Raw genomic sequence first — 26,922 nt, forward strand, 5'->3', positions numbered from 1 at the left:
GGCGGGTCAGTCTTCGTACGGCTGCGGGGGTTCGTGATCGGTTGGCGGTTCGTGTGGCGGAGTTGCATCCGTGGGGCAGTCCGGAGGTGACGGCGATGCCGGTCGGGTGGTGTTTGGACAGTTATGCGGAGTGGGTCGAGCGCACGACGGCGCCGGTGGTCGGGCAGTAGCCCGGAGTGTTCGTCATAGGCCGAGGCTGTCGTCGGGGCTGATCGGGTTGGGCCAGGTGGTGGTGTCGGGTGTGGTGAATGGGTCTGTGGCAGGGTGAGGGTGGCGGAGGTGTTGTTCAGCTTCGCGTTGGGTGGGGGAGAGCACGCTGCGGCGGTGTTGTTCGGCGCGTAGTTGTTCGAGTTGTTCCTGGTCGTATTCGGTGCCGGCATAACGCCGGTCGTGGCTGCTCTCGTCGGGTTGACCCAGGGGTGTAGATGCGGGGCCGAAGAGGAATTCGTTGGTGTCGGCGAGGGCGATTTGTAGTTGGGTTTCGGTGATGTGGCGGTCGAGTTCAGCGTCGGTGAGAGCACTGTAGGGGTGGGTGTCGAGGTCGGTGTGATCGGGTTCGGTGCCTGCGGTGTGGGTGTCGACGCCGAGTTCCGCGTCGGATTCGGTGTGGGCGGCGGTCATCGGGATGTCGGCGTCGGGGTGTGAGAGGCTGAGGTTGAGGCGGTGCCAGAGCGCGGCGGCAGGCATGTCGTCGGGGAGCGGACGCGCCGCGGCGACGTGGGGGAGAAGGGTGTCGATGTCGATTCCGGCGGCCGCGGCGGTGTCGAGATGGCCGGCGAGGACGGGCCACCAGGGGTCGGTGAGTAGGCGGGTATCGATCTGTTTGGCGAGTGGGGCCCAGGTGTGGGTGGCGGTGTGGAGGTCGCCGAGGGTGTCGGTGACCCGGGTGTCGAGGAGCTGTTGGTGGACGCGTTCACGAACGGTGTGGCGTGCGGGGCCGGTGGGGCGGAGGTCGGTGTCGGGGATGTGGTTGGCGGCGCGCCAGATCGCGAGTTCGGCGAGCAGGTCCGGGTTTTCGAGGAGTGGGCGTGCCCAGGGCGGTGCTGTTGCCGTTGTCCATTCGGTGGTGTCGCGGGTGATTTGGTGGGCGAGGTCGGCGACGATGCGACTGCGAGCGTGCAGCTGATCGGTGATCAGACCGTCTGGCAGTCCGGTGGGGAGTCCCGGCAGCCACGGCAGCGGTCCTGGTGCGATGGAGTGTGTGCCGGTGGGGTCGAGGCGCCAGTCCAGTACGGCGGCAACATCGTCGGCGGTGTCGAGTTCGCGCTCACCGGCGGCGTGATGCAGTGCGGTGATCGGATCGCGGCCCGAGAGTGCGATCGTCGCCAAGTGCTGGCGCAGGATGGGGTAAGCGTCGGCGTCGGTGAGGCCGGGTCGGAGTTGTTCGGCCGCATGGTCGATGCGTTGGAGGGCGTCTGGGCCGAGGGCGTGTTCGGCGGCGAGGCCGAGTGCGTCGAGGTAGGTGTCGACGGCGGGGCCGAGTCGATTGTGGGGGTTGAGGGCGTCGCGGAGTTCGGTGTAGGGGGAGTTGGGTGTGTTGGTGTGGGCCAGAATTCGTTGTAGGACTTCGGTGGCGGTGCGGGGCATCGTCGCCGGTTCGGTCCAGAGGTTGCCTTCGGCGTCGTCGAGTGCGGTGGGGACGTAGACGTGGTTGGCGTGCGCGCCGCGGGTGATCGCTACATATAGTTGCGCGCGGGATTCGTGGCCGGTAAGTACGACGTGGCACATCTCTGTGGTGAGGCCTTGTGCGGAGTCGATGGTGGTGGCGTATCCGAGGCGGGTATGTGTGCGCACGTAGGTGGGCGGGAGTACGGCGGTGTGTCCGCGCTGGCGGCCCTGGTGTAGGTGGGTGACAACCAGACTGCCGTCCTCACGCACCTCGTCGACAACCCAGCGGTAGCCGTTGCGGACCCAGTCGTGTTCGCCGAGGCGTAGGCGTGGGTTGTTGCGGCGGGTGGAAATCATGTCACCGGCCGATGCGCGAAGGCCATCGGCCAGCGCGGTTTCCGGGCCGATGGTCGCGGTGCGGGCGAGGCGTTCGGCGCGAGCACGAGCGTTGAGTTCGGTGACGGTGTCGTGGGTTGAGGCGAGCATGACGGTGTCGCGGCCGTCGAGATGATCGGCGACCCATGCCTCATAGGCCTGCTCGTGAACAGCGCCCGGAGCGCCGGAGTGGACGCGCTGGTGGTCGAGATAGAAGCCGAAAGCGGCGGGTTCGCCGTCGCGGATCATCAGACTGGCCGAGGCTTCGGCGCTGTTGGTGAACCGGACGACCTGGGTCAAGGTGGCGTCCGCGGTGTCGCTCGTGGTGCCACCGGCGTCGATGGAGGGCAGCTGTTGGTTGTCGCCGACGCATCGAATCGTCGCGCCCCGGCTGGTGAGGAACTCGAACAGTCGCAGGCGTTTGTCGTCACCGAGGCGTACATGCTCGTCGACAATGACCACCGCGTCGGTGCCGATCTGCAGTACCCACTGGGGTAGCGCGGGCGGATAGAACGCGTCTCGGCGGTCGGGATCGCCGGTGTGTTGGTCCATGACGGTGAGGAGTTTGTCGACGGTCTCCGCGCGCACTCCGGTGGCTTCGGCGAGCACGGCGGCGGCCGCGGCGGTGGGTGCCAGGCCGAGAACGGTGCCGCCGGAAGCGTGCCAGACATCGGCCAGAACCCGCATTGCGGTGGTCTTTCCGGTGCCGGCGGGGGCGTTGGCGGTGGCGATTCGGCTGGGGGAAGTAGCGAATTCGGTGACGACCGCGACCTGTCCGGCGTTCAACTGGCGGCCTTCGTTGCGCGGGTCGGTGTTGTAGTCGTGGATCGCCGCGGCAACAAAAGCTTCGGGGATTGTGCGGGCGCCGGTCCGGTTCGACAGGTCGATCAGCCGGGCCGCGACCGCCAATCGGCGCGGCGAGGTGTAGGACTGAGCGTCGGCGATCGTGTGGACGCTGGTGCCGTCGCGGCGCCGGAACACCGCAGGAACTTCACTCAGGACGGGTTCGGCCGTGATGTCGGGGTCACCGCGCGCGAGGCTGCGCGACGGGTCGAGTGCCGCGGCGACGACGGCGTTGGTGACTTGCTGCCACTGGTCGCGGGCGACGAGGCCGCGGAGTTGGCGTTCGGTTTCGCTGCGCAGATGACGGTGTCGCCAGGTGCCGCGTTCGGCCGATACCGTGGCAACGACTTGGTCGGCGAGGTGGGCGATGCGTGCCGTGTCGAACCGTTGCCGGGCTCGTCGTGGTTGCCGCAGGGCCTGAGAAACCGTGTGTTCGAGGGCTTCCCGGCCGCCGAGAACCGCTTCCGCGTCGTGGCGCCACTGCTGGCGTTGTTCGGCCAGCGATCGTGAGGCGTGTTTGGTGGGGCGGGTTTCCAGGGTGGCGCGTTCGGTCAGCCCGAACATTTCTTTCGGTGTCGGTTCGCGGCCGACCTGGCGTTGGAACAGGGCGGAGAGCTCACCGAGCCGTGCGGTGATGTCGCGGTCGCGGCGGGACCAGTGCTCGAGCAGAACCGCTGGCAGGCCGACGATTTCACGGATCGGGCGTTTCGTCGGGTTGGTGAATCGTTCGGTGAACGCGAGGCTGAGGTCGGCGTGGAGGTGTTGTTCGAGGCGGGAGTTGTAGATTTCGGAGATGGTGACTTTGAGTCGGTAGATCATGGCGCCGTCGAGGGTGCGCCATTTGCCGTCGAGTGTGCGGACGCGGTTGGCGATCACCATGTGGGTGTGTAAATCGGGGTCTCCGGCGCGGGATTCGCGGTGGGTGAACCGGGCCGCGACGATGCCTTCCACCTCGACCTGCCGGATCCCGTTGCGACCCAACCGGGTGAAGATCCCGTTCTGTTCCAGCCAGGCGATGGCGTCGTCGACCGCGGCCTCGTGGGCGGTGGCGATCCGTTCGGAGACGTGCTGTGGGGCGATCGCCCACAGTGCGGACACGCTTTTAGCCGGCGAGAAGGTGATATCGAATCCGGCCACCGCGGCGTACTCGGGGCGCGACTTCCGCGCCACCCAGCCCGACAGCTCCCGCGCGTCCAGGGGCACGCGCCCGAACTCCTCGGTGAACATGCTGGTGGCGGCGTCGCTGCGGATGCGGGCTCGGATGTCGTCGGGAATCGCTGTGCCCGGGGCGTTTCCGGCGGTGTGATTGTGGTCGGAAAACGCGTCCGCGCACCGGTTTCGGAACTCGTTGTCGCTCCACACGAGGCGAAAACGGTTGCCCAAGCGTGTGGCTCGGTCGGCGGCGCGTTCTGCGTCTTTGGCTTTGGCTCCGCGGTCCATTTCGGTGTCGATGACCTGTGCTTGGATCGCGTGCGCGTTGGGATGGCGACCCATCCCGAACAGGGCTTCCATCTGCTGCTCGGTGACCACCGCGCCCGCCTCGATCCCGAGTGCTGTGAGTCCGGATCCGTGCCAGCGGCCGGGGGATTCACCCCGTGCGGAGTAGTAGTCGGCCAGGCTGGCGGGTCCGCGGTCGGTGGAGTCGGCAGCGGCGACTTGCTGGACGTAATACAGGTACCCATTCCCAGCCAGAACCTTGTGCAGCGTCGCTGTCACTCATCCAATCTAGCTCTCGAAACCGCCGAGTTTCTGAGGGTTTCGTGTGAGACTGTTGGCCTCATATCTGCACGAATTTGCCAAATTGTGCCCAGCGCAGTCGCTTTCAACTCAATGTGGTCAGAAATATGACCCAGAAGATGCTGATCCGTTACCCGAGATGCACTAGGTCTGCTGGTTGTGACTGAGTGGGGGTGGCGAGAGGGTGAGTGAGCGGATATTTGTGTCGAGAATAGTTTGTGAGTGTTGTTGCGGAGTCTTGACATAGGTTGCGGGTTTTGAGGACGTAGGGCTGCTGGGTGGGCAGACTGCGTGCCCGTGTCGAGGCTGAGCGTGGTCCGTGGCGGCGCGCCGTCGCTGCCGGTCGCTGAGTTCGAGATCGTTTGTCTGGATGCCGAACCGGTGAGCGGCGGTTCGGGCCGACGGATGCGTGGTTTGTGGATTGCCTGCCGATGCGGAGGTTTCCGCCGTGCAAGGGCAGCACAACTATGTGGGCCGCTGGTAGACCGCCACGACCACGGGTTTGGTCGGGTACGGGTCGGTGTTGGCTTCTCCCGGTCAGCACGCACACCGCCGGATATCTGCAGCACGGGGCGCCGAGTTCGACAATCCGGCTGGCGGATCCCCGATTCAAGCCAATTCAACGAGTGTGTTCGACGAGTCGACTGCGTTCTGAGAGTACCGCCGCCGCGCCGTTAAAATCGGCCACTCGAGCGGCCAGAGTGGCCATCGCCAGCCGCTTGGGCAGGGCATCGCCGAACTTCAATCCCACCAAGGCTTTTTCGCTGACTTCCGGCAGGCAGAGTCTCGCACCTGCGTCTACAACGCCGGCCTTCCAGCCGGTGGCATCAAGGTCTTCACGCAGCCGAATGTACTGGTCGCTATGCCGTTGCAGCGGGTCTGTAATGCCGCCAAGAGTCGCGGCCAGCGTCGCGTTGGCACGGTATCCGGCCCAGGTCCACCAGCGGACGTCGTCGCCCCTGTTACTTCGCACAATAAGGTTGCCGTCGGGATCCACGAACCCACTTCTGCTGTCCCGGATGTCCATGAGTTGCCCTGCGGCGCGCTTGGTGAGTTTGGCGGGTGGATCGGCGCCGAGCAGCACGTCACGCATGGCACGGGTGAGTTCGAAACCCAATCCGGCCGTGCCCGAGTTCATCCATCGGGCCCTGCCGCCACCATCTGCGGGATCGACAAAGCAGCGCCTGCGCCGCCAGTCGACATAGGTGACCCGCCAGCTTCGCCCGCCAAGGAGTAGACGTCGATCGCCGTGGACTTCTTCGGTGAGCAGGCTTGGGTCGATTCGGCCGAGTTCGGTTCGGCCGGTGAGCACCGTGAATTCTGGTGGCCCGGTGAACACCGCGGTCATGTCCATAAAGTTGCGCTGTCCGAAGCGCAGCTCGGCCGACGGACCTATGTGCAGCATTCCGCCGTCGCCGTCGAGATACCCGTTGTCGATCAGGAAGCGTGCGATCGGCATCGCGGAGGAGTCGAACGGTGCCAGTCCGTTCCACCACTGTGGCAATACCTGGTCTCCGACGCTGTGCTCCTGCAGGCACAACGCGAGGATCTGCTGGGCGATGATGTGCCGTGGTTCTGGTGGCGCGGTTACTGGCTCTACCCAGCGCTTGCCCCACAGCAGCAACAATGCGGCCGCTTTGAGCAGCGAGTCGGAGTCGACGGTTAGGAACAGGCAGTTGCGGGTGCTGTCGGCTCGACGGCCGGTTCGCCCGATGCGTTGCAGGAACGACGCCACCGTCGACGGCGTGTTGATCTGAATTACCCGGTCCAGGTCGCCGACGTCGATGCCTAGTTCCAGAGTGCTGGTGGAGACGATAACGCAGTCGCGCGCCTCCGCGAACGCTTCTTCGGAGCGCCGCCGTTCGTCCGCGGACAGCGAGGCGTGTGAGAGGAAGGTCGTCACGCCCTTCCCTCGCAACAGTTGGCCGAGTTCCTCTACGGTTTGCCGGGATTCGCAGAAAACCAGGCGCTTCTCACCCGCGTGAAGGGAGGCGATCACGGTGGCGGCATTAGTCAGGGAGCCCACGTAATCGAGCTCGACCTCGCCGGGGGGCGGGCCCGGCACAGCGGTGCTGTTGAGGTCGGGGGCCACGACAGCGGCGGGGCGAGTTTTCGCGCCGGAGCCCTGCAACCAAGTCAGTAACTCCTTGGGGTTGCCGACGGTGGCGGAGAGACCGACGCGTTGGACCGGCCTCCCGATGAGGTGGGTGAGCCGTTCAAGCACGGCGAGCAGATGCCAGCCACGATCGTCGCCGGCGAAGGCGTGTACTTCGTCGACGATGACCGCTTGCAGGCCGGCGAAAAACGCGCCGTGGTCGACATTCGTGCTGACGAGCATCGACTCCAGCGATTCCGGTGTGGTCAACAGGATGTCGGGACGTTCGGTCAACACGGCGCGGCGACCGGCCGCGCCGACGTCGCCGTGCCATACGGCAGCACGGCGGCCCAGCCAGCCGGAGTAGCGCTCGACGCGCGGTGTCAGATTGTTGAGCAGCGCCTTGAGCGGGCACAGATACAGCACGGAGGTGCCCTGCCAGCGGTGTGCGGTCATGCGCGACAACAGAGGGAACAACGCCGCTTCGGTTTTGCCGCCCGCGGTCGGCGCCAGCAGCAGCGCGTCCTCTCCCGCGGTGAGCGGCTCGATTGCGGCATGCTGGAGCGGACGCAGATCTCGCCAACCCAGTGAGTTGACGATGTGGTGCACCAGCACCGGCTCGAGCCTGTCCAGCGTCACAGCTGCAGGTCGATGTCGTCGGCCGAGGTGGCGGCGTTGCGTTCGATGTCCGTGAGCTCGTCACTGCGGAGGGTCAGCGCATAATGCTCGCGCGGATCCCAGTCGTCGTATTGTTCCACCCGATCCAGCACATCGGAGACCAGCTTCTTGAGGAAGACACGCGGCGCTACGCCGACCTGCCCGCCGAGCTTGCCGGTGACTGCGCGCGCCAACTCGGCGATGTAATCCGCATCGACCACTGTGGTCACACGCGGGCAATCGTAGGCAGCGGCGTACAACTCGGTAACCTTGCCGCCGAGTTCGACGAGGGCGTCGATGGTGAAGCCGGGCAATCGGATTTGGGTGGCGCGTGGGTTGTCCCAACGCGGGTCGGGCCCAAAGTCGGTGGCCAGCCGCTGGGCCAATGGCGCGAGCCGCTGCACACCCTGCTGGCCGTCGTAGAACGCCGGTGTACCTGTGATCACTAGGTACAACCCCGGGAACCGTCCGGCGTAGACGTCGTCGACAAGCTGACGCAGGGCGTTGAGCGCCTTGTCGCGTGCGTCGGAACGGACTCGCTGCAGCGTTTCGACTTCGTCGAGCACCACCAGTAGGCCCGCGTGGCCACTGTCACGCAGCACGGTGAGCAGGCCTTGCAGGGAGCTCATCGCCCCGAAATGGTCCAGATCCCCTTTGACCCCGGCATATCGTCGGATCGATGCCGCGACGTGGGGCTGCCCGCCCAACCAGGCCGCGAGGCCGTCGGCGGTGGCGTAATCACCGTCGGCGTTGGCGGTGCGATATGCGCGTAGTGCCGCCGCGAAACCTGGTGTGTTACGGGATATCTCGGCCAGCCGCAGTTCCAGTAGTTCGCCGACTGCGGCGTCGAGTGCATCGGCGTCCTCTTCGTCGATCGAACCGTCAGCGAGTACATCTTCCTCGAGGGCGAAGATCCAACCGTCGAGGATCGGTCGCAGGGCACTGGGCGGGAACTGCTCGGCGGAGAGTTGCTCGACCAGTCGACGATAGACCGTTTCCATCCGGTGCAACGGAGTCTCGGTCTCGGAGATCTGCACCTCGGAGACGGTGAAGCCGCGCCGTTTGGCGCGTTCAGCCAGCCACCGGGTGAAGAACGTCTTGCCCGCGCCGTACTCTCCTCGGACCGCTTTGAATACGCTACTGCCGGAGGCAACCCGGTCAAGATCCGCATCCATAGCATTGGTGAAGCGGTCGAGGCCGACTGCCAGCACGTCAAGCCCATTCATCGGTACAGCGCCTCGGCGCAGTGCCTCGATGATGTCCTGTCGGCGGCGCGCCGAAACGTCCGCTGTCACGCCTGCTCCAAATCGAACTGCTCGATAAGCAAGGCCGTGTCCAGCTTGATCGTTTGGCCGTCCGGATCGATATCCAGCACCGGATAGCCCTCGACTTGCAGCAATTTGCGCAGGGCAGTGACGGTGCCACCGATGCGGTGTGCGGGCACGCCCGCGTGAGCAGCCATGGTGTCCATGGTGGCTCGTCCACCGCCAGCTAACAAAACCGTCAGCAACGCTGCGACGCGCTCGTTGGGTAGTGGCGCTCGGGTGCCTTGCCGTTGGCGATAGATCTCGCTGGCCAGCAATGCTTCCACCAGAGCAGGGTGCTTCGGCTTCGCCGATTCTTCCGGTGCCGCAGTGGATTCTGGAGTCTCGTCGAAGAGGGTGAGGTCCTGGTCCGATTTCGGAGCGGGCCGTCGCGGCTCTACCGGAGCCGCTGCAGCGGCCGCGCCCGTCAGGGCCTCACGCCACCAGTCCGGGCTGGCCACTGGGGCACCACCCCAACCGGGGACTGCCTGGTCGTCACCGGCGCTGAGCACGATCAGCGGAATGACGACCTCGGCGGGCGACGCGCCGCCGTGGTAGCCGGATTTGCGTGGGCCGTACCGCAGTTCCTCGCGCCACGGGAGTACGACGTTGCCATTGCCCAAGCCCACGCGCGAGCCATATACAGCGATTTCCCCGTCGCCCGCAGGGGGATTCGAAGGCCGCCAGCGATTCTCGCTCGAAGGCGAGGGTCGTGTGACGGAATCCGGTCCGCGATCAAGGACATGCCCGTGGTCGGAGACCAGCACTACAACACGATCCTGGGCCACTTCCAGCAGCGCACGCGCTGCGGCGATGTTCTCCTGACCCCACACGATCGTGTCCGGTTCGCTGCGGTCCAACGCGTCGTCGATGGTGTTGATCACCGCTGCGACCAGCGGAACATTCCGGTTGGCGACTGCTGCGACAACGTCGGAATCCAGCGCGGACCCTGCCCCGGCGCGCAGCGAACCCTTATGCAACAGCTTTCCCTTGGGGAATCGCTGAGTGAATATGGTGCGCTCGTCCTGGGCCTTGCCGACGGCGACTCGCCCGGAGAACAGACTGTATCGGCTGACCTCGGTGACACTGGGCAAGGCCGCGAGAACGCCTGTACGTGGTCCACCATCTTGTGTGAGTTCGAGCCAGGACCCCGACCGCGTCACCGACTCGACAAGTTCCGTCGCCGCGGCCACGCTCATGCCGTCCATCACCAACAGCAGCACTGGATGACGCTCGAGTATCGGTGTCACAACACGATCCAAGACATCTTCCACGCGCAGCAGCGTGCCAGGGTTGGATTCCTCGGCTGTGTTCCTAGCGAGCAGCACCGCGAACTGGTGATCGTGGAGTGCCCGCCGTTTGTCAACCGCGTGGTAAAGCTGGCGGTAGACCTGTGCGACGTCCGGATCAGTGTCGCCGACAAAGAGATCCAGCCGGGCGCGATCCACCCAACCATCCTCCTGGACCTGGCGCAGCACGGCCTCGAGCAGATTTTGCGGCGCGGCAGGCTCAGGTCTGGACAACCAGCGCAGCAGTCGAACTGCCATCCTGGCGGTGTCGACCCGAGATTGGTTGTCCGCCCCCCTGTGCCGTTCCACCGCCTCCAAGGCGTGCTGGGCTGATAGCACTGCCTCAGCCGGTACCCGTCCGTTGGTCGGTAGCGCCCGCCGGATGGATGTCGTAAACGCCCGCAGGCGGTGGGCGAAACCCAGGGGCAACAGATCTGAGGCGGCAAGTAGCTCGGCCGCATCAACTTTCTTGGCCAGATCTTCGGCACGGTTGAAAACCCGATGAACCTCGCGCAGCAGGCCGGCGTCTCGATCGGAGTCGAGTGCTCGGTCCACCCACGCTTCGGCCGCTACACGGAAGGCATGCGCCTGCTCGTCGGTCAGTCGTTCTCCGCCGAAGTAGGGCTCGAGCCGGGTACGAGCGATGATCACATCAGTGCTCATGGCGGCGCCGTTTGGAACGGGCCACAGCGCCGCGGCAAGCAATCCGAGCGGGATCGCATCAACACCGTGGCCAGAACGCACTGCCGCCATAATTGGTGCCACGGCGGGGCCGGCGATCTCGGTGAGGTAGCCGGTAATTCCGTTCAGCACCTCCGAGGGCAGGCGGCTGAACCGCAATAGGCTGTGCGCGTCCGTAGTCCACTGCAGCAGGCCGGCGCTATCGAGACGGCCACGATCCAGACCGAGCAGCTGCGCAGACAGGCAACGGAGGACATGGTTACGAGTCAAGACGGTGCCTGGTGGCGGGGGCCAACCCTCGCGGGGCTGGTACTGCGCAAGCGCATCCGCGATCCATCCGCCGCCGCCCATCGTCGAGCTGACGATGGTCGGGTCCAGGTTGGTGAGTTTGAACATTTGTCGTACGAGATCCCAGCGGTCGACGCTGCGGATCTGACCGCGACTGAGGTGGGCCAGCAGGCCGTCGCCGAGCTCGAGATCGGTGAGTTCGGTGAGCAGCACCAGCCTTTCGCCCTCGCGGCGATCATGCAGCGCGGCGCGGACCGCGATCGGCGTGGCGCACGGCACCACCCGCGCCGTGTTCGCCCCGACCGTCAAGATCGGCTCGTCTTTCCACACCGGGGTTGCGCGCAGCGCCAGCGCCATCTGACTGTCACCCTCGGACAGCCACGCTTCCACCTTGCGGCGGATCGTGGCCGGTTGCACAGGCTCACGAATCACCGATGACCTCCCACGAAACCCGCACGTTGTGGCCGGCGGTCACCTCGTTTTCGATTTCGGCCATCACCGCTGCGATTGCCGAAGTGTCAGCGACATCTCGTTGCTGCCGCGTCGGCACGCGCGTGGGCGTGGGATTGCTATTGGACACCGCAGCCGGGGGTGGGGCCGGTGAGGGCACAGGCTTCACGAGCAGTGCGGCGGCGGCACTCACCGCAACTTTCAGCGCTGCAGCCAGATCGCACACGCTCTGCTCGTAGCCGGCTGCGGCGCGCAACTCTTCGATGACGAGCTTAGCGCCCCCGTCATGGCTTGCTCGCTGTGCCACCGCGTCCAGCAGATCCCACTGAGTGCCTGCCAGAGCCGCCTTCACCTGATCCGACTGCTTGAAGGATGTTCCCGCGACCAGGTCTTCGATCTCCCCGACCTCAGCGTCTGCCACCATGCCCACCAGCACGGCATCATCGGTTTCGGATGCAATCTCGCGCAACAGTTTCGCGACTCGGCGCGCGGTGGCCAGTCGCCCGGATCGTGCCTCTGTGTCCAGGCCCAGCACGTCGGCGTGCTCGGTCAGCTCGGTGACCAGCATGTCGGTGGCCGTCACATGTGCCTTTGCGACGCTTCTGATCTTCGTTCCAAAATCCTCGAGCGTCGCTGGGGTGCGGTATTCCGCCAGCTGTATCCCAAAGATCGGCTTGGCCCGGCGCACCGCCCGATCCCACACGTCCTGTTCGGGCATAGGCGGGCGCTTGAGCGTCATCGAGTCGGTGATTTGCTGCACCGCTTGGATGTCGATCTTGCCTTCGTGCTGATACCAAGCGAGCTGCTGTTCGTGAGCGAACACCGCCAGGATCAGGTTCTGCAGGTCGCGTTCGAACCCGCGTGGCGACGGCTTATCCAGCAATGGCCGCAGAACCTGCACCGGGAATTGCTCGGTGTACCCATCTTTGGCGGCTTCCCGAACGAGGTGGGTGCTCCACCAACACGTCGTGGCATTCAGCACGTACTGGTTCTCGACGATCTCGCCCAACTGCAAGTTGTTGCAGATGCGCTGCACCGTCTTCTGGTCCGTGCTCCCTTCCACCTTCGCCCGGCGTGCCACGTCGGCGGCCGCGGTGCGGGCGAAGCCCAACACCTTGTTCAGTTCGCCTTTCGTCACCGGCTTTTCCGCCACCGGGAGGCACGGGGTGCCGGGGAATGACCAGTCCAGTAGGTCCGACGTGAGGTTGTCGAACGCTGCCTTCACCGTTCCGCCGCGAGGATCACCCAGCGGCAATGCCTCTCGCAACGAGACCAGCACTGGGCCTGTGTCGAGTTCTACGGCTGTGTCCGACTGCCTCGGCTTGACCACGCCATACGCGAGCTTCAACGTGTCGAGCAGCGAGGACTTCAAGTGTTGCTGACGCTGTTGCAGATAGATCTTGCCCTGCTGACGGTCGGCGATCGACCAGTCCGCGGCCAACATGGTCAACCGGTCCCCGGTACCGCCGCTGCCCAGCAGGTAATTGATCTTCGCGAGTTGTCCCAGTCGGACCATCAAATCGTCCGAAAGGAAGTACGGCAGCCAGAAGACCGTGTTCTTCTCCCGCTCCAACCCCTCGATGCGAGCCAGGTCGTCGCGCCGGTTGCCGCCGTTGTCGAACGGATAGTCGATGATCACCCGCCACGTTTCGCCCTCCGCATAGAGGGTCGCGTCGGGCATCGTTTCGCGATCACGCACATTGCCGAACTTGACGTTGATCTGGTGCCGGCGACCGCGCCACTCCTTCATGTGCGCGAGCTCGCCGAAGGTGCCCTCCGAGCTGCCCACTCCCAGCTCGATACAGACCATGTCGCGAACCAGCTGCTGCAGCACACCCGTCGCGGTTTCGTTGTGCGGCACCAATTCGAGCAGCTTGTCGTAGTCGACCGTCGACAGTTTCAACGAGAAAACCGGGTCGGGTCCGTCGGTCTTGTGCAGCTCGCCCGCATCGTCGGCGAGTTTGCTCAACCGGCTGATGATGGTCTGGTTCTCGTAACCAGGAATCGGCGCACTGATGCTGCCGAAGTTCAGCGCATGCAGGCGCGAGGCCGTCAAGTTGTGCAGCGCAGGCACTTCCGGCACCAACGCGCCCACCAAGAGTGTTCGCACCAGCCGATCGTCGAGCTGAAACTGTTCGTGGCCGGCCGCCTTCTCCTCGGTGATCCCATTGAGCGCCAACAACAATGGACGCAACTTTTGCCGGTAGGTATCGCGGGCGGCCTGGAACTGCTGCTTGAGCTGTGGCCGATCGGGCAATGCGCCATGCAACACGAGTGGATCGAACAGCGCCGCCACTCCGATGACATCGTTGACTTGCAACGTATTTCGCCGCTCCACCAGCAGCTCAGTCATCACCCGCAGGGCCGTACGTTCACGCTGCAACGCCTGCGACAGCGCGACCAGAGTCGCCACCAGTGCAGGGGAGAACGGGTACAACCGCCGGAAGGTGGCCCGATCCGAGCCGATCCCAGCATCGCCGTACTGCGCACCCGACAGCAGGATGTCCCACACCTCACGGTTGCCACGCACTGCCTCGAAGGCTTCGTCGATGATCCGGCGCGCCTCGTCCTTCGGCACCGTCTCCGTGCCCGGACGCAGCAGCCGACCTTCGGTGATCTCCGGCAGGTTGGTGTCCGCCAGGATGATTTCGTCGAATCGGCCCTGGCCACTGCGCATCACGTCGGCGAGCACCTCACGTTCGGTGCCGCCGACCTGCGGTCCCAGGAACTCCTCCAGGTTGCGCTGCTTGGCGATGAACGACACCAGCGGCAACGGCCGCGCTGCGTCCGAGGATTCGACCAGCTTGTTGAGCTTCGCGCCCTCAGTGTTGACGAAGGTGATGTCGGACATTCTGGTGGACAGCCAGAGGATCAACTCGTCGAGGAACAGCACGGCTACGTCGTAGCCGAGGCTCTTTGCATGCCGGGTGACGACCTGCAACCCGGTGTCGAGGTCCAGGTACTCGCCGCTGCGTACCGCGCCGGTGTAGAACGCCGTCGTCAGCGCGCTGACGAGGCTGTCGCGTTCCTTCGTGCCCGGTGCTGCAGCCGCTGCCGCGTCATAGCTCTGCGCCGTCCACCCCTGACGCTGCGCCATCATCGACGCCAGGCCCGCGCCCGCTGCACCCGGCTGCCCGCCGTTGCCCAACACCTCGAAGAACTTCTCGTCGGTCATGGTCTGACGCAGCGTTGCCGCATCGGCCAGCATCGCATCGGAGCGATGCACCGCCGGCGGCGGCGCATCCGGGTGCAGCGCCGTGATCTGGTTGAGGTAGCCCTCCAACACCGCCTGCTCGACCGACTGTGCACCGAGCAGGTGGAACGTCAAGCACAGCACCTTGCGGCCGGGTAACCAGGAATCGGCTTCCGCGATCGGCGCTGCCAATCCCGGAATCGCCCGCGCTTCGTTGTTGTGCTGCAGGATCTCCCGCAGCACGGACATAAAATGCGACTTACCCGAACCGAACGACCCATGCAAATACGCCGCCTGCGAACGACCAGTGGCCACCGCATGCCCCACCATGCGCAGCGCGTCACCGAAGTCGTCTCGCAACTGCTCGGTAACAACATAATTCGCCAGGTCCGCACCCTCGGACGCCTTCACAACGAAGTCACCGTCGCTGACCGAGGTTGGAATCTTGATCAGATCTCGGAGCAGCGTCATGCCAGTTCCTCCACGCCACGCAGTACCGTCAAGGTATGCCGGTCCTCGCCAAGACCAGCCAATTCAGTGTCAATCAGCCCAGTGAAAAACTCCGCCGGGGAGCTGGGAAAGCCAGGTGCCGACTCACTGTGCCACTGGCGCAACCAAGGTTCCAATTCTGCCAGGCCTGCCAGCATGGGAAGAAGCCGCTCCGGGGGCCATCCACCCTGGGTTTTTCGATCCAGGTAGACGCTGGCCAGCGCTCGGGCCTGCGCCAAGTGGTCCCAACCCGCCCAGCCCAGCAGCTCTGTGCTGTCCCCGTCTCGACCCATTCGTGGGTATGAGATGAAGCGTTCCTTCGGTACATCCAGCTTGCCCCGGTTACGCCAATAGCTGGCCTTCTTGAAATCGCCCGAGGTGTACTTCGGCGGCACGTCGATCTCAACCTTCTCGCCGGCATCCTCACGACGCTGCAATGCCCACGTGCGTTCCCATTGCGCCCGCTTCCTCATGCCAGCGGGTTTGTACCGGTCGGTAGGAAGGAACGGGACGTGCTCGTCGGCAATCAGCTTGCCCAACGTTTTCACCAGGTCATGCTGATCTGTACCCACCCACAGGTCCAGCACTGAGCGGAAATCCTCTACATGACGAACCCGGTCTGCGAGCTGAGCTACCGACAGCGGGGTGGGTGAGCCGCCCCACAGCTCGGAGGCTTCAAGCCTATCCAGCAGCCACTCGCGCAGGGCTACGTCCTGCATTGCGTACCAGCCGCCGGTCGCCCAGCGCCGTTTGCACTCCGGCCGCTCGATCAATCCGATGTTCTGATCGGATTCGATCATCGTGATCCGCTTCTCCACCAACTCCTTGTAATCAGCAGGCCAATGACCAGGAAGGTCCGCGATCGGGGTGGACCCATGACGGATGAACCATTGGACATCCGATTCATCGAGTTCGAGTTTACGTGCCATCGCTATCTCAAATGCCCGCTCCCCGAGATTCAACGGCGGAGAATTTGGAGAAGTCAAATCCTCTTCGACCAGTCCATAAAGCCGATACACCGCCCAATCCAGCTCCTCCTGAGCGGCAATCATTAGTGAACGGGTTCTGTTGTTTTCAGTACGCGCCTTGTTGATGATTTCGCGAGAAGGACTGGCTGAGGAAAACACATGATCGAGGCTGGTGGAATCATCTCGATCCGCGAGTTTTTGGATGCGCTTCGCTAGCTCGAGGGGATACTCGGATGGAAGGGGGAATTCTTGCAACTTAGCGCCACTAAACTCATAGTAGCTCTCCCAAGCATAGCGGCCGGTTGATCGTTCACCGCCTCGGTTGCCTTTGTCCTGATTTACCTGTTTTAGCCAAAAACATGCCGTGGAACTGTTCAAGAGTCCCAGGAGCTCAAGATGGCTGTCCTCATCCGAGTTTTTGGACAACTTAACCACCGGCGCAGACCGATTGAACAATCGTCCACGCCGGTCCAAGGTAAAATGATTATGCGTGGCAACAAACGAGAAGGCAATGCCGAGTCTTGATTTTAGCTTTCGGGAGTAGTTTTCGAGATGTTCGTACCAGTGGTGGCCATTTTCGGTGATCGTCTTTCCGAAAATTACACGATCTGCCAGAAGTGACCTATACTGCCACAAGTTTCGCGCAACAAGGAAGTTCTCCTCCTCTACTGGAATTCGGTTTTCTATGTCAGCGTAGGGGTTGCGTACTTGGATCATCTTTCCGAAGCGGAAATCACGAACCTGTTCACCGACAACGAGATCGCGAACTTGAGATTCATCGCCGAGTCGTCGAGCGGTCTGCAAATCTGGTAGGAAGTAGGCGTCATCGGCCCCAGTGGAAGTTGTCCGCCCAACGCTCTGTATCCTCGAACCGAGTTTCGGTCGATCTTGCTCTATGAACGCGACAAGATCGCCTGAACCTCCACCACTCAGGCTCCATGGGTGCGTCGCTAATCTAGCCCGCTGAACATCGGCTACGCTAATCCATTCGGATTCTGGTACACCGCCATCGATTTGGTTGACGATCGCAGTCCAAACAAGGCCGCGCGCTGCATCAGTTGGTACCGATGGCTCGCCTTGTATGCCGAAGGCTGTCCGGATTGACCCACTGTATCGAGGGCTTACCAAGCGGTTTTTTCCAACCAAGATCGCTGTGGGTGTCCCATGCCCCGGAATATGCGCTCCGGAAGTGTCTATGACTTCGATCAGTTCGACTTCGTGCGCAAAGAAGTCGTTGATCAACTTCTTTCCGAACTCTCGCTTCATGAATGAATTGGCGGTGATCTGCCCGACAACCCCAGCTCCATGCCCATCGGCATCGGCTCGCTTGGCCAGCTCGAAAAAGCGTTGCGCGAAGGGCGCGGTTAACGCGTATTGGCGATAGCAGACCGTGGGATATTCCTCACGGTAACGCTCGTTGAGCTTCGAGTCCTTAACAGTGATGTATGGCGGGTTGCCGACCACAACCGTGTAGGAACCGTTCCGCAGGTACTCGGCGAGAAGGTCGCCGTCCTCGCTGTAATAAGCAAACTCGGGGCGGCCGTCGAGGGAAGCGAGCAGATCGCCCTGATGGCTGCCTGACTCCTGCCCCCAGTGCAGCAATGAGTCGCCTGTTGCCACTCTCACCGAATATGAGTTATTCAAGTTAGTCCGACCAGTCGCCCGCAACGCCGCTATCATCAATCTGAACCGTGCGATAGCGACCGCGAACGGGTTGAGGTCCACGCCGGTAACCTGCCCCAGTGCCCGTTCGACCAACGTGTCGACAGCGGTAGCGGGTTCGCGCTCTTTCCATAGGCCCAGCAGCCGATTGAAGGCCCCCAGCAGGAAGTGCCCCGATCCGCAGGTCGGGTCGATGACCGACATTGCGGCCAAACCGAACTCCTTGAGCGCTGGAGTGAAGGTTCTGTCGAGAATGAACTCCTCCACGAACTCTGGCGTCTGTAACAGCGCGTACTTCTTCTGCGCATGAATCGACAGGTCCTGATACAGATCACCTAGGAACCGAGTATCCATGTGCTCCGAACGTAACGACCGGAACCCAGCACCACGGCGAAAGAATGCTGACAGAGCCTCGGCTGCCCCGGCGGAGATGTCGAACCGCCACACCGGGTTGTGCTTGTCGAAAATCTTGCTGGTCGCGCGCAGATTCTGCAAATGCGCGAATGCCTGGCGAAGCCAGTGGCGGTCGTTGTCCCTCGGGTTGGCAATGATGTAACCCTGCATCGCCTGCATTGCTCGCTCGGTCGACGCGTCCTCTTCTGGGCCGCCGATCCAGAGCCTGTCGACCAAGCGGTTGTCCTCACAGAACCGTACGAACACACAGCCGAGTACCCAGGCCACTGCCGCCTGGTCGAGCACGTCGTCGAGCCAGGTTTCGAAGGTGACTCCGACGCGGTCGGCAGACTTCGCGTCGGCGTATTCGTGCCGCAGCTCGGCGCGCAGGTCGTCCTTGGCGGCGACTTGCATGCGCAGGTCCTCAACCAGGTTCTTGACCTGGCCTTGCAGCGCCTTCAACTCGATCATCTAGCGGGTGGCCCTTTCGGCGGTCGGTTCGATCCACTCCTGCGGCAGCCATAGTGACTGGGTGCTCGGGGAGGTCAGCGGCAATTGGACTTGGTCCAGCATGGCAGGTTCGGGGCGGCGGGCGGGCACCAGCAGCAGCCGGGCTGCGGGTCGGGGGCGGGTCGGGTCGGCGAGTTGCTGTAGCAACTGGAGCTGGCCGTAGCGGGCCAGGGGAGCCGCCTCGGTGATCAGGATGGGCGCCTCGGTTTCGAGTCGCTGGGCGATGGCCGGGAGGACGTGATGCCGTACAAGCTCGGTGAGGCCGCGGAAGTCCGCATTGCCGACTTCACCGTTGTCGGCGGCGACAATCGCCTCCCACGGGTATCCGAGGGCTCGCAACTGGTCGAGTGTGATCGCGGTGATGTTGACCTCGGTGAGGTTGTGCCTTGCGAGCAAGGCCCGACGAGCGTGGTCCACAGCACTCAGGCGAGCCAGGACTGCGAGGAATCCGCGGCGATCGACGACGGCGGCAAGTGCGGTATCGACCTTCGCTACTTCGGTCGGGCCAGTCAACCGGCCCAATGCGGTAGGCATCCGGGTCGAGGTCACCGACGACTGCAGCGTCGGTGGGGCGTATGTTTTGGTGTCGGAGTCCCAGCGCAGGCCGCACTGTTCCAGCAGCTTGTCGAGTGCGGGTCTACCGGGCAGTGGCTCGGCGTCGGGGAACCGCGCGTGCACTCGTCCACGTACTTCCTCGACGGCCAGGCGCTTGCCGAACAGCGCACCGGCGGAAAGCTTCAGGGCGCGGTCGGCCGGCATCCCCACCGGATACAACTGTCCCTGCGCGCTGACGGCGGCCTCGGCGTTGCTCGAGACTGCGGCCAACTGGAGCAGGCGTTGGTCGCTGAGAGTCGGCATGCCATCCGGCGGCGCAATGCCGCGCAGCTCGTCGACGGCACGCTGTCGCGACGGCAGCGGATCTGACGTGCACAAACGGGTTGCGCACTGGCCCAAGGACACGGCGAACTGGAGTAGATCGGCCGCAGTGGTAACTGCGGCAGGGTCGTCTGGCTCGCGGCCGACCAAGACGGTGTCGGAACTGCGGAACCTGCGGATGGCGACGCGGGAGTCGCCGCCGGTGGACAGCTCGGCCTCGATGGCCGCGCGGACCAGCCCGATCGCCTGGGGTAGTCGAGCAGGTCCGGAAGTGTATGAACCTCGTGCCGCGGACAGCGCCTCCGCCAACTCGGCGGCGCTCATCACGGCACCACGAGCATCCAACAGCGCGACGATCTCGTCGCGAATCTGCATGAGGGCGGTACTGCCGACCCACTTCTTGACGTACTTGCGCAGCCAAATGGAGATCTGGGGTTGACTCTGATCGGTGGCGCGGGCGGCCTCGGCCTGAGACGGCCAGCGCAGAAATACGCCGTCCTCGGTCGTGGACTGGCCGAGGACCACCTGCATCGCGGTCCATTCCTTGGCATTGCGACTGGTGCGGTTAGGCAACAAAGTCGCGCACACTGCTTCGATTCCGTGAGGCACCTGTTCTTCGGCAGCTGCCTCCGGGAGATTCTCCCGTGCCGGTTCGAGACGCGCCCGCAGTGCACGGGTCTGGTCCAGAATTTCCTTGCGGGTGGCATTGGGAACACCACGGGCACGGGTCAGGGCCGAGGGTTCGTAGTCCAGTAGCTCGCCAACGGTGTGCACGCCAAGCCGTTCGAGCGCAGAGCGCGCCCGCGCGGTGAGTTCGGTGGCCTCCAATGGCGAAGTCCGGGTGAGCTCGGCCGTGACAGGCCCGACCTTCGACGGATCAGGCTTGGTGTCGGGGATGGCGCGGAAGATCCCGCGCCAGGCGTCGGCCATCTCCTCGACAGTGTCGAATCGTTTGGCCACATCGCGTGACAGCGCACGGGCGAAGAACGTGACCATGCGGTCGGCGACCGCGGGATCGAAGGCCGACGGTTCGAGGGTGACCTCATCAGTCACCGCAGCGGGGTTGGCGTTTTCGCCCCACCGCGGAAGGGCACCGGTGGCCATCTCGTACAAGGTCACCGCGACCGCGAAGCGTTCGGCCGCCGCGTCATACACCTTCCGCCCCGGTCCGCCGAGGAACGGATCGAGGTAGGTCGGCGTGCCCGCGTTGAGCTGGGTGGCCGGGACTGCGGCGAGCGAGAAGTCGAACGCGCACAGATGGAGCTGCTTGTCCTTGGGCCGAGGACGTGCGGCCAGGTTGGCGGGTTTGATGTCGCGATGCCACACGCCCTGTCCATCGAGGAAATCGACGATGTCGAACAGGTCGCGGCCGTAGCGCTCGAGCAGGTCCAGCGCCAGGCGACCCTCCTGGAGTTCTTCGACCACTGTCCGTGGGCCGGCGCTCTCCAGCAACAGCGCGGTTCTACCGCCAACGATCACGGGCCCCTCGATCAGGGCGGCGACTTGCCAGTGCTTGAGCTTGGCCAGCACGGCTGCCTCTGCTTCGAGCCGCTGCGAATGCTGCTCATCGCGAGCGACTTTGAGAACCAGCTCGCGGCCGTCCCGGTTGACCAGCAGCGCGACTGCCGTCGAACCAGAGCCGAGGCGTCGCACAACGGTCAGGCCACCATCGAGGAGATCACCCTTCTTCGCTTCCAGCGGATCGGTCACTGGCTCGGGTTCTGGGGCGGTGAGCTCGTCCCACACCGCATCCAGCCCGCGCAGGAAGTCTCGGACGCTGGACAGACGCTGTTTTGGGTCACCGTGGGTAGCGTCATAAATGAGGTCCACGAGACCGGCGGGCATGCCGTCTACCACGGCAGCAAGGTTCAGCCCCTGGTTGGTGACCGCTGCGACCAACTGCTCGGCATTCTCGGCCGGGGCTACCCCGGCGAAGATCCGATAGGCGATCGCACCGAGCGCGAACACGTCGAGTTGTACGCCCGGCACATGCGCATTGGTGACGAACTCCGGGGCCTGGAAGCGGCGCACTTCGTCGTCGAAGAACAGCTCGAGCCCGGTGCCATTGCTCGACGAGCCGAGCCTGGTGAGCTGCGTCGATCCGGCAAGTCGGCCACCGGTCTGCCAGTCGGTGATTACCAACGCGGGGTGCGCACGTTCCTTCTCGGTGACGAAGACCACGTTCGGGTGGAGTGCCCGGTGCGACAGCCGCCGCGAGTGCGCGTAGTCGACGATCTCGGCGAGATCCTGAATCAGCTGCAGCTTCTGAGCCAGCGTCAGGTTCTGGCGTTGGTTGAGCCAGCCATCCAGGCGCTGGGACTCGAGGGCATAGTCGAAGATCACCGCCGGGCCGAAGGCATGGTCGACCAGATCCACCGGGTGCGCGATGCCGGGGTGGTGAATCCCTTGCAGCAAGCGGAATTCCCGCTCCGCCGCCCGTTTTATGACCGGCAGCTCCTCCTCATCGGCCCGACTGGTCAGGTAGAAGCGGACCCGCCGCACGAGCGCAGTGTCCATGGCATGACCGGCCAGGAAGTCCTGCCAGCCAATGCCTTCCGCAAATGGCTTCGGATGCAGGATCAGCTGTCCGATCCGCCGATCCGCAACCGACGGCCGGATCTTCGCTCCCCGAACCAGATCGACGATCTCGCGCCCGCGCTTCGCGTTGATGAGCTGAGCATTTACGGGTCGGTCAAGGAGGAACTCCTTGAAGCTGGGCAGGTTTGAAGTGCCACCATCTAGGCCAAAAGTGTGTTGGCGGCCGATTTCGTCCAGCGAGGAGACCATGTTGTGGGCGTGCATGAAGACGGCGGCACCCACGAACGGGCTTCGTGTCTGCTTGCCTGCCTTGCGGGCGTAGAAGTTGATCAGGCTGGCCAGGCGCTTGGCCTTCCGGTTGGCCAGAATGTAGGGGTTGTCGACTGGCATGAGCCGCCCCTTGGGCATGCGGCGCACCCACTGGGTCCCGTCGCCCATGAGGTCGCCCTGCCAGTGCTTCAGTTCGACGACGAATAGACCGCGGGGTACCAGGACGAGTGCATCGACCTCGTTGATCGAGCCGTCGGTGGCGACGAACTCGACGTTCGGCCATACATGGAACGGGTCCTCGTCAGGCAAGTATTTGGCCAGTTCGTGCAGGCCATCTCGCTCGTGCGCGAAGGCACTGGGGTTGATCTGCTCCCAGCGAAGCGAATCCTCACGCACGAACTCATCCTTCCTGACCCCAAGCCGCTCACTACAATTCGCGCGTGAAGCCCACCCTCGTTACCCAACTGCCCTGATGGATACTACTGGCGACCGACGATATTCCTCAGGAACTCGGACACAGTCGCAGTGGCCCCGTCTGCGTTGGTCGAGTCCAGGCGGGTGGTGTAACGGGGTGATCGCGGGGTGGTCCTGTTCCGTCAGCAGGTCAGTGCTGGGGTGGAGGTTGGTGATGTGGCGCAGCGTGCTGGAACGTGGTCAGCGCGATCGTCGTCGGGTATGGCGGGCCGGCGTCGTTGCGGCAGTTGTCGGACAACCCGTCGTCGCCGTGGCCGGGAGGGGCTATAACGGCACGCTCGATGGTGTACCCGTCGGGCGGGGTTGTGTCGTGTGCGGTCGGCGGATAGCGATGATCGACAGTTTCGGGTAATGGCATGTGGCCGTGGGCGGCATCAACGTGTCTCCGGTGGCCAAGGTGGGCGTCCGTGGTGGCGGAGCTGCGGTCCCGGGATCGTCCAGGTGTCGGGTGTGGTGGTTGGTTGTGTTGGTCGTGGTCTCGCGCGGTGCGTCGTCGTTCGTCGCGTCCTGGTGTGGGGCGAGAACCTATCGTCACGGCAACTGCCCAAGTGACATATCGAACACCGAGTGTCATATCGAGTTGACTCACTACGGTTCGTCCTGCGGCTCAGGATCGAATGCAGGAGCTTCTGGATCGTAGGCAGCGAACAATGCCTCAAGGATATGACCAGCCTCTGCGCTATCACGTTCGCTGTGTTCAAGATCTTCTTCCCATTCGACGGCAGCGAATAGTCTAGAGCGCTCCCAATTCTCGATCAGATCATTCGACATTCGAACGTCTCCGAACTCGGAATCCGCCGCGCTGTAAAGGATGTGCAGGTTTGTCTCCGCGATGTGGTATTTCGCCGGGAATTCATACAGCTTTTTGTGGATCGGTTCATCCGGGGCGTACTCGAGCGCTCCTAGGTACCAGTCGATATCATGTCGAAGGAGGTCGTGCAGATTCTGCCTTTGTGTGACGGTGAGTCCGGCAACGACCATGACGGCGACGTTCTTGTGTCGAATCATGTTGTCATAACTGGGAACTGAGACTGCTTTCCACAAGGTGGTCCGAGCGAGGACGTTCATGGCGATCGCGGCTGTGGACGGCAAGCCGGTCTGCCGCAGCGCCGCCGCAGTTAGGGTGAATGCGGGCGAAGTGGTGAGGTCACGGCGATACTCCGGGACCACCCGCCTCAATCGTTGGAAGACCTCCTTCTCGATTTGCATCGGAAAGACCTGATCCTCATCGAAATGCAGCACTATCCCCGAACGGTGCGTTGGTTCCGGTGACAAAGTGGTCACTATCTCCCTTGTCTCAGATCCCGACAGATCATCCCCGAAGTCCGCCAGATCCAGCTCGCGTGTTGCGCCTGCGCGAGCGTATTCGAGCAACGCACGCACCGGACTCTTCGGCTGCCCGAAAAGGCGTGCGGACACCTTGATCTCGGTCTCCGAGACACTCACAACCACGCCGAGCCCTGCGTATGTGATCGGCTCACGCCGGGCGGCGTCGAGATCGGTGGTTGCGGTGGTGGTAGTCAGCCAAGCAGGATCGAATCGGATCTTCACCGCCCGATCACCAAGTGCGAAGATGAGATACGGATCTTGCGCCCACGAACCGGAGAGCGGCCGCGGCGGGAACCTCGGAGGGTTCATCACACGCATAGGTCCGTCGAAGGCGACTGTCAGACCTGGCTCCAGTACATTGGCGTGTTCTGCATCGAGTCGCACGGCCTGCTCGTTCCAGTTCTCGAAGATCGGTTGAAGGCGGTGCACGAAAGTACCGACTGCAAAGCCCTGGCCACGGAAGGTACGCGTCGGATCCAGCCCTACATCTCGCGCGATACGTTGTAGCCCAAGGCCGTCCGTTTGCATGCTGATGCGCGGAAGGTTGACGTAATCAATGCTGCTGTAACGGATGTTCCACGCACGGCCGGCCTGTCGCAGGACGGCGCACCAATGCTCGTGTATCACCTTGTAGGTGCGCAGCTCCTCAGCGGGGTCCTTTCGCTTGTCGATGATGTCGTGACAGTTTGAACACAGCAGCAGCAGGTTCTCGACGGAATTCCTTTCGTCGATAGGCATCCCGGGATCGGCTCGGGGGCCGTCGTCCGACAGCGCATGGATATGTGCGGTCTCGGCGGTAGGTGTCGACCCCGCAACGCCGGTGTCGAGTTCGCACCGGCACCTGTGGCACATTCCGTTCGCCAGCCGCCAGAGATGACGCCTTACGGAACCGCTGACCTCGCTACCACGCCCCATGCCCACCTCGATGCCGACTCTGCCTGTGTTTTACCGCCATTCGATGAATCCGACACTGCAATGCATGCGATTCCCCACGACGCGACAGCTTAGCTAATGTCGAGCTGCTAGTACAGCCGAAACATGCAGTCGGACAGTCCAATTGCTCGTGAGGAATCTGCAAACCCTGGATGACCCGTAGTGACCGTAGCGATCTATCGCCTGTCGGAGGGACGCCGCTGATCGTCGGGTGTCATCAAACGCGACTTCCGCAGGTCGATCGGTATGCTTACCGCGTGTCCCTCCCCGGACACTGACTGCCGGATCTTGCCCTAGGTAGCGGATTGCTATCGGATAGCTGTGGGGTAAAAGCTGCTTCGGTTGAGGCTCCATTGCTGGCGTACGAGTTCTTCAGTCTCAGTGTTTGCCGTCATCTGCGCTTTTTGTGTCGGCGGCTTTCGCTAGCTTGGAGATGTTCTCTGCCAAGGTCTGTGCGCGCCCTGCGGCGATCTTCTGGTAGCGCATGGCCGCTTGGGGTGTTTTGTGGCGGAGGCGTTCCATGACTTCGGGCAGTGTGCCGCCGGCTTGTGCTGCGACTGTGCCGCCGGTGTGTCGTTGTTCGCCGGGGCGGAAGTCTGGGCGGCCGATGGCGGTGCACGCCTTGTTGAAGGTTCTGCGGTAGATCCACTCTCGCATGGTCTTGCCGGTGTCTGGGTCGGGAAACAGGAGGGCGTCCGGCGATGGATCGACGTAACTTGCGAGGTGGTTTCGGATCGCTGGGCGGATGTGGTCGGGGATTACGACGTCTCCGGTCGAGCCGGCTTTCGGTCGGTCGATGACGATCTTCTGCTCTCGGTAGGTCGCGGCGAACGCCACGGTCAGTACGGAGCAGTCGGCGTTGAGGTTCCGGCGGCGTAGCTCGAAGGTCTCAGAGGGACGAAGGCCGCACCATGCCGCGAGGAGGACGGAGGCGGCGAGCTCGTCCGGCATTGCCGCGGCGAGGGCCTCGATTTCGGCGGGTAGCAATACGGTCGCGTCGTGGGCGGGCTGTACTGCGGTCGCGCCCTTGATCCGGCATGGGTTCTTGTCGATGAGGTCGTCGTCTACCGCGACGTTGAGCACCATGCGGAGGACTTCGTAGGCGCGGGCGCGGGCGGTGGGGATTTCAGCATCGTCCTTGTCGCTCTTGGATTTTCGTCCCTTGGGTCGTATGCGGGCTACGGAGCTGTACCAGTCGCGAACCATCTCGTAGGTGATCTCGTCGACCGCCGTTGTCTCGAACGTCGGGTTGAGATGTTCGCGCAGGAGGTAGTTGTACGAGTCGACGGTGCGGCGTGCCAACGGCTTACCCCGGCGAGATACTCGCGTCGCGATGACTCGTTCGGCGTAGTCGCCGAAGAGGATCTGATCGCTCTTCTCGGCTTCGGCAGCCTCGGCGGCTCGGTCGGCGGGGGAGGTCCAGATGCCCAGATCGACGAGTCTGCGTTCGTCCGCGATCCAGCCTTCGGCCCGGTCCTTGGTGTCGAACGTGTGAGGAGCCTTGTGCAGGGCCAGATCTGGTCCGATGTAGGCCGCCTGGATGCGGCCGGACGGCAGTTTCCGGATCCGGCCGAAAGCGCGGCGAGGGGCGCGTGTCTTGGGTTTCTTCGACGTCGATGGCATACAACCTCCGCTGGATCGGCGTGCAATATACGTGCAATAGCGTGGCTGATTCGTGCGTAAACCTGCTTAAGTCTGCGACTGTATCAGGCTACGGAATCAGCTGGTAGAGGTCATATTTCGACTGCTTGGTGCATAGTCTCAAGATACCGATGTCGCTGGTTCGAAACCAGCTGGGACCACTCCATCAAAGCTGCAGGTCAAAGGCCTGTGGCTTTGATGTTTTGGGGCTTATTCGAAACAGTCGGCCGCGGTGGTGCGAGGTCAGGCTGCTTATGGGTAATTACTCGCCGCGTACTCGCGGTGGCGGGTCATGCGGAGCTGGTGCCGGTGACTGTCC

Annotated in this window: 10 protein-coding genes; 1 reads left to right on the forward strand and 9 read right to left on the reverse strand. The window is 63.6% G+C overall.

Translation table 11 applies throughout. The features are described from left to right. Nucleotides 1-170 (forward strand): divalent cation tolerance protein CutA (cutA, locus tag NP4_RS43500; protein WP_156524974.1); only part of this gene is annotated, 170 nt, incomplete at its 5' end. A gap of 13 nt (nucleotides 171-183) precedes the next feature. On the opposite strand, the gene mobF is transcribed toward cutA, so the two are convergent. From mobF to NP4_RS37705, 9 genes are all read right to left on the reverse strand, one after another. Further along, the gene (mobF, locus tag NP4_RS37665; protein ID WP_068008793.1) at nucleotides 184-4,542 is read right to left on the reverse strand and encodes a MobF family relaxase; all 4,359 of its coding nucleotides are present in this window, start codon (nucleotides 4,540-4,542) and stop codon (nucleotides 184-186) included. 640 nt (nucleotides 4,543-5,182) lie between these two features. Next, the gene (locus NP4_RS37670) at nucleotides 5,183-7,297 is read right to left on the reverse strand and encodes a DEAD/DEAH box helicase (RefSeq protein WP_068008797.1); all 2,115 of its coding nucleotides are present in this window, start codon (nucleotides 7,295-7,297) and stop codon (nucleotides 5,183-5,185) included. Beyond that, nucleotides 7,294-8,610, reverse strand: coding sequence for a BREX system ATP-binding protein BrxD (gene brxD, locus NP4_RS37675; RefSeq protein WP_068008800.1), 1,317 nt, complete (start codon nucleotides 8,608-8,610; stop codon nucleotides 7,294-7,296). The genes NP4_RS37670 and brxD overlap by 4 nt, the downstream gene beginning before the upstream one ends. Continuing rightward, nucleotides 8,607-11,309, reverse strand: a complete 2,703-nt coding sequence (gene pglZ, locus NP4_RS37680; RefSeq protein ID WP_211335992.1) for a BREX-2 system phosphatase PglZ — start codon at nucleotides 11,307-11,309, stop codon at nucleotides 8,607-8,609. The genes brxD and pglZ overlap by 4 nt, the downstream gene beginning before the upstream one ends. Beyond that, nucleotides 11,299-14,991 carry a DUF6079 family protein gene (locus NP4_RS37685; protein ID WP_068008803.1) on the reverse strand — a complete coding sequence of 1,231 codons (3,693 nt, stop codon included), beginning with the start codon at nucleotides 14,989-14,991 and terminating at the stop codon, nucleotides 11,299-11,301. The genes pglZ and NP4_RS37685 overlap by 11 nt, the downstream gene beginning before the upstream one ends. After that, complete coding sequence (gene pglX, locus NP4_RS37690) at nucleotides 14,988-18,503, reverse strand: BREX-2 system adenine-specific DNA-methyltransferase PglX (RefSeq protein WP_068008806.1); 3,516 nt, start codon at nucleotides 18,501-18,503, stop codon at nucleotides 14,988-14,990. The genes NP4_RS37685 and pglX overlap by 4 nt, the downstream gene beginning before the upstream one ends. Beyond that, nucleotides 18,504-22,622 carry a BREX system serine/threonine kinase PglW gene (pglW, locus tag NP4_RS37695; protein WP_068008809.1) on the reverse strand — a complete coding sequence of 1,373 codons (4,119 nt, stop codon included), beginning with the start codon at nucleotides 22,620-22,622 and terminating at the stop codon, nucleotides 18,504-18,506. 666 nt (nucleotides 22,623-23,288) lie between these two features. After that, a complete protein-coding gene (locus NP4_RS37700; protein WP_147288119.1) occupies nucleotides 23,289-24,944 on the reverse strand; it encodes an HNH endonuclease in 1,656 nt (551 codons plus the stop codon). Between the two features lie 396 nt (nucleotides 24,945-25,340). Beyond that, the gene (locus NP4_RS37705) at nucleotides 25,341-26,585 is read right to left on the reverse strand and encodes a tyrosine-type recombinase/integrase (protein ID WP_068008816.1); all 1,245 of its coding nucleotides are present in this window, start codon (nucleotides 26,583-26,585) and stop codon (nucleotides 25,341-25,343) included. Between the last annotated feature and the right edge of the window lie 337 nt (nucleotides 26,586-26,922).

Origin of the sequence: Nocardia pseudobrasiliensis NBRC 108224 (genome assembly GCF_001613105.1) — a bacterium.
Taxonomy (GTDB): Bacteria; Actinomycetota; Actinomycetes; order Mycobacteriales; family Mycobacteriaceae; genus Nocardia; species Nocardia pseudobrasiliensis.